Source organism: Streptomyces sp. CO7, from assembly GCF_053474865.1.
On record NZ_JBRIOU010000004.1, the window covers coordinates 599,270 to 605,774 of the forward strand.

Consider the following 6,505-nt stretch of genomic DNA (forward strand, 5'->3'; position numbering starts at 1 on the left):
GGGGGGGATCCGGCGGTCAGAAGAGGTCGAGGAAGGCCGCGGTGGGGTCGGGGGCGGGGGCGCCCGCCTTCGGGAGGGCGAGCTCGAACCAGACGGTCTTGCCCCGGTGGGTGCGCCGCGAGCCCCAGGCCGCGGACAGCAGCTGCACCAGCTGCAGCCCCCGGCCGCCCTCGTCCGTGTCCCGCGCCCGCCGCCGACGCGGCTGCACCAGCCCCGCGTCCCACACCTCGCACACCATCGTCCGGTCCAGCAGCAGCCGCAGCCGTATGTCGCCCTCGCCGTACCGCAGCGCGTTGGTGACCAGCTCGCTGACCAGCAGTTCGGCCGTGTCGTCCAGCGCGTCCAGTCCCCAGGCGGCCAGCTGCTCGCGCGTGTGGTCGCGCGCCCGGCCCACGCTGCGCGCCTCGGCGGGGAAGGTCCAGTCCCCCACCGCCTCGCGCGGCAGTCCGCGGATCCGGGCCAGCAGCAGCGCGATGTCGTCCTCGCCGTGGTGGGTGTCCAGCGCGCCCAGGACCTGGTCGCAGACCTCCTCCAGCGGCCGCGTCGGGTCGGTGATCGCGGCGACGAACGCGTCGAGCCCGTCGTCCAGCGGCTGGTGGCGGGACTCGACCAGTCCGTCGGTGTAGAGGGCCAGCAGCGCCCCGTCGGGCAGCTCGACCTCGACCTCCTCGAAGGGTTCGCCCCCGACGCCCAGCGGCATCCCGGGCGGCACCTCCAGCATGCGTCCGGGGCTGCCGCCCGGTTCCACGACCACCGGCGGCAGGTGACCGGCGTTGGCGAAGACGCAGCGCCGGGTGACCGAGTCGTAGACGGCGTAGACGCAGGTCGCGAGGTACACCTCGGCCGGGTCGGCGCCGTCCGGCCGCCGCGCGGTGCGGCCGCTCTTCTGGGCGGGCAGTCCGGGTGAGCCGAGGCCGCGGGCGATCTCGTCGAGCGCGCCCAGCACCTCGGCGGGGCTGAGGTCGAGCAGCGCCAGGGTGCGCACGGCGGTGCGCAGCTCGCCCATCGCGACGGCGGCCCGCAGACCGCGGCCCATCACGTCGCCGACCACCAGGGCGGTGCGGTGGCCCGGCAGATCGATCACGTCGAACCAGTCGCCGCCCACCTCTGCGGTGGAGCTGCCGGGCAGATAACGGCAGGCGATGTCCAGGCCCGCCGCCTCCGGGTCACCGGGCGGCAGCAGGGAGCGCTGCATGATCAGCGCCCGCTGATGCTCCCGCCGGTAGAGGCGCGCGTTGTCGATGCAGACGGCGGCCCGCGAGGCCAGTTGCGCGGCCAGCGCCCGGTCGCGCTCCCCGAAGGGCTCGCTGCCGGTGACCCGGGCGAACTTCACCAGGCCGACCACGGTGTCGTGGGCGACCATCGGCACGGCCAGCGTGGAGAGGGTCCTGCGGTGGCCCCCGGTGGGCGGCACCAGCCGCGGCTCGGCGGTGCGCAGCGCGTCCGCGCAGGGCGAGTTGAACGGGTAGTGGTGCACCGTGCCGACCTCGTGGGGCGCGTCGTCCGCGGGGAAGGCCAGGTCGGCGACGGCGCTGGAGAAGCCGACCCGGCGCAGCGCGGCGCTGCCGTCGGCGAGGCCGGGGGCGGCCTCGTCGCCCACGAGGAGCGCTTCGTAGAGGTCGACGGTGGCCAGGTCGCAGAAGTGCGGGACGACGACGTCCAGCAGCTCGCGCGCGGTGGTCTGCAGGTCGAGGCTGTTGCCGATGCGGGCGCCGGCCTCGTTGAGCAGGTGCAGGTTGCGGCGGGCGGCGGCGGCCTCGCGGGCGGCCTCCTTGCGGGCGGTGACGTCGATGCCGAGCCAGGCCACGCCGATCGGGCGGCCGCTGCCGGCGTGCACGCGATAGAGGTTGATCGACCAGTCGCGGGGCTCCGCGCCGTCGCCGACGCTGCCGGTGACGTGCATGTCGGTGACCGAGTGACCGGTCTCCAGCACCTGGCGGAGCGCGGTGGCGACCCGTTCGGCCTCCGGGGGCGCCAGGTAGTCGTGGACGCCGTGGCCGAGGTGGTCCTCGGGGCGGCCGCCGAAGACCGAGGCGAAGCGCTGGTTGGCGCGCTGGATCCGCAGGTCGGCGTCGATCAGCAGGAAGCCGAACGGGGACTGTCCGAATATCGCCTGGGAGGCGGCCAGGTCGGCCTCGAGTCCCTGGAGGGTGCGGACGTCGATCACGAGACAGAGCGCGGCGCGCTCCCCCTCGGCGTTGCGGGTCGGCATCACGTGGATCTCGGCCAAGGCCTCGGTGCGGCCGGCGGCGCCGTGGCCCGGGTGGTCCGCCGTGCCGTCGCCGCCCTCGGCGGGCCGGAGGTAGGGGACGACGCCGGTCCATTCACGGCCGTCGAGTATCTCGGCCATCTTGCGGCGGACGCCGCCGCGCAGCTCGGGCCGTACGAAGGTCTCCACCGGGTCGCGTCCGACGGCGAGCCGGGCTGGCACGCCCAGCAGGCTCTCGGCGCGGGCGCTCCACTGGTCGACCAGCCCGTCAGGGCCGAGTGAGAACGTGGCGATGCCCAGCGCGTCGCTCAGAGATCCGGGCGGCCCGCTCTGCCACACCCCGTCGACCTCCGGGGCCTCTTCTCCCGGGCCCCTCGGTGGTATCCCGCCCACGCGAACCGTCCCCTCCAGCACACCCACCCGGGCCGGTCACCTCGGGCGGCTGCCCGCAGTATCCAGCACCGCGCCGCCGTGCGACACCGTCCTTCACTCCCCCGGTCTCCTAACCACCCATATCCCGCCCGAACCGCCAGTACGTCGAGTGGCCTGAGAGATCTCGAGCCGCGACCGGTGCGGGACCCTCACCCGGGCACCGCCAGCTCGAACCACACCGTCTTCCCCCGGTGTCCTGGGTGTACACCCCACGCCCTCGCGAAGGAGGTGAGCAGCAGCAGTCCGCGTCCGCTCTCGTCCTCGGGTTGCACCTCCTCCCGCGGCCGCGGCGGGAGGGGATCCTCGTCGCGGACCTCGATCCGCACGGTCCCCTGGCCGCCCCCGTCGGGTCCCGGGCCGAGGATCGCCAGGTCGATGGGGCCGCCCCGTCCGTGCCGGACGGAATTGGTGATCAGCTCGGTCACGAGCAGGGCCGCGGTGTCCCGCACGCCGTCCAGGCCCCACTGCTCCAGCCGTTCCACGACCGCGGACCGGGCGGCCGGCACCGCGCGGGGCGACGACGGGAAGGTCCAGTCGGCGTGGTGCGTCTCCCGTGCGTCGAGCACCTCGACCACCTCTTCCCGGGAAGAGCCCGACCGCCCCGCCGGACGATCGATGACATAAAGGCCCATACCCGAACAGAAGAGTGATTACCGTGAGATTCGAGGAGATGTTCGGGAATGTTCAGCGGCCGCGGGGACGGTGTTCCAGTGCCTCACGCACGGCCGGCACGTCCTGGTCCAGCCAGTCGACGTCCCAGATCTCCCCGGGGGACAGCCAGCGCAGTTCGTCGTGGTCCTGCAGCGGCTCGGGGGCGGGCGAGCCCGGCTCCAGGAGGGCCGTCCAGACCCGCAGGACGTAGGGCTCGCGCAGCGGCCACTCGCCGGGAACCCGCCCGACGGTCCGCGCCTCGACGCCCAGTTCCTCGCGCAGCTCGCGCACCAGCGCCTGCTCGGGCGTCTCGCCCTGCTCCACCTTGCCGCCGGGCAGCTCCCAGCGGCCCGCCAGCTCCGGCGGCGCGCTGCGGCGCGCGGCCAGCAGCCTTCCCTCGTCGAAGAGGGCGGCCCCGACCACGGTGACATCAACCGTCATGCGCCGGAGCATAAGGGGCGCGGCTCAGGCGGCGCCGGACGGGCCGGGGAAGCCGGCCGGACCCGTGGTCCCGCCGATCCGCTCGACCCAGTACAGCTGCTTGTGCCCGCGCGAGTCGAGGTTGTCGGCGATCTTCTGGGCTTCCGCGCGCGTGGCGTACTGACCCACCCGGTAGCGGTTGCCGTTGTCGTCCTGGCGGATGACCTGCCAGGGAAGGGTGATCGTGCCGTCGCTCATCGCGCCTCTCCGATTGCCGGCCTCGCCGATGAAACCGCTGTACGCATATGCCCGAGCGTACGCCCAACCTTCACGCAGCGAACACGACTTCGGCCAAAGAGGCAGGCAACCGGCCATAACGAGGGGGCGCACGCCCCCCTCCGGCGTGCGCCTGACCTTCACGCTCCCGTGCCGCGGAACAGCCCACAGGCCATCAGGTCGTCCGAAATCCGACGCCCGCGACAGGCCGCCCACCGTGGCCGGTAGGGGAGTTACCGCACCGGAAGGTGGTAGGACACCCGGTACCGGTCGGCCGGAATCACCACGTCCGCGGTCTCGACCGGCCGCCCCGAGGCGAAGAACGTCCTACGGATCACCAGCACCACATGGCCGGGCACGCCGCCCAGCGCCAGCAGTTCCTCGGCCAGTCCGGGGCGGGCCGACACCTCCTCGGTGACGTTGTCGACCACGACGTCGATCCCGGCCATCCGCTCGACCACGCCCATCCCCCCGAGCGGCCCCTCCTCCGGCAGCATCACGGGCGTCCGCCCGGTGACCTCCAGGGGCTCGAAGGAGGTGGAGAGCATCATCGGCTCCCCGTTCTCGCGGAACACGTAGCGGGTGCGCATCACCCGGTCCCCGGGCTCGATGCGCAGCCGCTCGGCGATCTCCGGCTCCGCCTCGGCCTGCTCGCTGCGGGACTCCCAGGTGCCGCGCGACTTCTCGTCGGCCTGCTCCTGGCGGAACGGGTTCGCGCCGCCCGCCGGGCGGTAACCGGAGCGGGCGACCGGGCGCGGCACCGGGCGCTCGCGCACGTAGGTGCCGGAGCCGGAACGGCCCTCGACCAGCCCTTCGGCCATCAGCACCTTGCGGGCCTCCAGGGCGACGGTGTCGGAGACCCCGTACTCCTCGCGGATCCGGGCCTGCGAGGGGAGGCGGGTGTGCGGCGCGAGCGAACCGTCGGCGATCTTCTTCCGCAGATCACCCGCGACGCGCAGATACGCCGGCTGCTCACCGAATGTCACTGGCCGCTCCGCTTCGCTCGGGCTGTACAGGCAGCCACAGAGTGGCAACCGTGGGTAGCTGCACGCAAGCAAGGGCCAGCGTTTCACTCGATGTGATGAAGCACGGTTGACCAGGCTCTGGACGGGCAATCCCTGCCCAGCGCGGACCCCTTTCAGTCCGCCGCCCACGGCATGTCCCGGCGCGCTCCGGTACGCCCGGCGCGCCCAGGTGCCGGGTGCGGGCGCCCGTGCGCCGGGGAGCGTCACCTCACGGAGCGGAACCGGCCGCACGACACCGCCCCCGTCGCGGCGGACCACGACGGGGGCGGGCGGGAAGCGGGCGGCACCCGCGCGGTGCCGGAGCGGTGCCTAGAGGGCGCCGGCGGGCGTCACGGTGTCCGAGTCGGCGTCCGGACGTTCGGTGCTCAGCTTCAGCGCCTTCCGCAGGTCCTTCGCGCCGTCGGTGCCGTCGGTGAGCGCGAAGACGGCCGCCGACCATCCGATGCGGAACTCGTCGGCGTTCTCGGTGGCGCCCAGCTTGGCCCACAGGGCGTGGGCGTCGTCGACCTCGTCCGCGAGCCGCCCGGCGTGGGCAGCCGCCTCACCGTCCCAGTCGTGCTTGCGCAACGCGGCCGAGACGGCCGCGAGTTCGCCGGCGACCTCGTCCGCCCACTCCTGGTGGACCGCCAGGTCCTCGTCCACGCCGGCGAACGGCACACCGGCCAGGGCGGTGTTGAGCCCCGCGACCGGCTCCAGGTAGGCGAGCTGCTCGTCGTCGAGGGCGGACTCGTCCAGGCGCAGGGTTCCGGTCAGCTCCCCGCCGCGCGGGATGAAGACGCAGACGACGGAGCGGTCGCCGAAGGACCAGTTCGCCTTCGCCGGGTAGTAGTACATGTAGTTCGCCTGCTGGGCGAGCTTCCAGGTGTCCATGGCGTACCAGGACATCTGCCGGAAGCAGCGGCGGTCGGCCTGGTCGGTCACGTCGCTCTCGCCCGGGTAGGAGCCGTCGGGGAGGTTGAAGCGCGCGAAGGCCTCGCCGTGGTGCGGGGCGTCGCAGGGCAGCTCGTCGATGTCCTGGACGATCTGGCCCTCCTCCGGGGCGCCTTGCGGCGCGTCCGGCAGGTCGAAGCAGTCGCCCGGCCGGAGGGTGCTGGTGACGTTGGCTCCGCGGGCGCCCTCCTTCAGGCCGTCCTTGAAGCTGTCCTTGAACCCGTCCAGTCCGCCGGCGAAGTAGAACACCGTCAGGAGCGTGCCGATCGTGGAGAGCGCGACGCCCGCGACAGCCAGACCCTTGCCGCGCTGACCCTTCTTCTTGATCTGGACGAGGGCGATCACGCCGAGGATCAGGCCGACCGGCGGCACGCAGCACATCAGGCCGAGCACCAGGGCGGCGATCGCCAGGCCGTTGAAGGGCGGCTTCGGCGGGGCGAACTGGCCGAACGGCGCGGGCGCGCCGTAAGGGTACGGGCCCGCGCCGTAGGGGTACGGACCCGGGCCGGGCGGGCCGGGAGGCGACGGCGGGCCGAATCCGCCGGCGGGCGGTGCCGGGTAG

General features: G+C 73.6%; 6 protein-coding genes. All 6 read right to left on the reverse strand.

Going from position 1 to position 6,505, the window contains the following annotated elements; translation table 11 throughout:
- Nucleotides 1-16: 16 nt before the first annotated feature.
- On the reverse strand, nt 17-2,602 hold the full coding sequence (locus ACOV8S_RS15535; RefSeq protein WP_448318411.1) for a SpoIIE family protein phosphatase: 2,586 nt from the start codon (nt 2,600-2,602) through the stop codon (nt 17-19).
- Between the two features lie 188 nt (nt 2,603-2,790).
- Entirely contained in the window at nt 2,791-3,207 is a 417-nt protein-coding gene (locus tag ACOV8S_RS15540) for an ATP-binding protein (RefSeq protein ID WP_448318412.1), read from the reverse strand.
- 118 nt (nt 3,208-3,325) lie between these two features.
- A complete protein-coding gene (locus tag ACOV8S_RS15545; protein WP_448318413.1) occupies nt 3,326-3,733 on the reverse strand; it encodes a (deoxy)nucleoside triphosphate pyrophosphohydrolase in 408 nt (135 codons plus the stop codon).
- Nucleotides 3,734-3,757: 24 nt separating this feature from the next.
- Nucleotides 3,758-3,970 carry an SPOR domain-containing protein gene (locus ACOV8S_RS15550; protein WP_448318414.1) on the reverse strand — a complete coding sequence of 71 codons (213 nt, stop codon included), beginning with the start codon at nt 3,968-3,970 and terminating at the stop codon, nt 3,758-3,760.
- A 251-nt stretch (nt 3,971-4,221) separates the two neighbouring features.
- A complete protein-coding gene (locus ACOV8S_RS15555) occupies nt 4,222-4,974 on the reverse strand; it encodes a GntR family transcriptional regulator (RefSeq protein ID WP_448318415.1) in 753 nt (250 codons plus the stop codon).
- A 348-nt stretch (nt 4,975-5,322) separates the two neighbouring features.
- A partial coding sequence (locus ACOV8S_RS15560; RefSeq protein WP_448318416.1) for a DUF4190 domain-containing protein occupies nt 5,323-6,505 on the reverse strand: 1,183 nt, incomplete at its 5' end.

What these genes read in the sequence shown, in the direction of transcription:
- ACOV8S_RS15545 (WP_448318413.1), bottom strand. Translation starts at nt 3,733, where the DNA reads ATGACGGTTGATGTCACCGTGGTCGGGGCCGCCCTCTTCGACGAGGGA.
- ACOV8S_RS15550 (WP_448318414.1), bottom strand. Translation starts at nt 3,970, where the DNA reads ATGAGCGACGGCACGATCACCCTTCCCTGGCAGGTCATCCGCCAGGAC.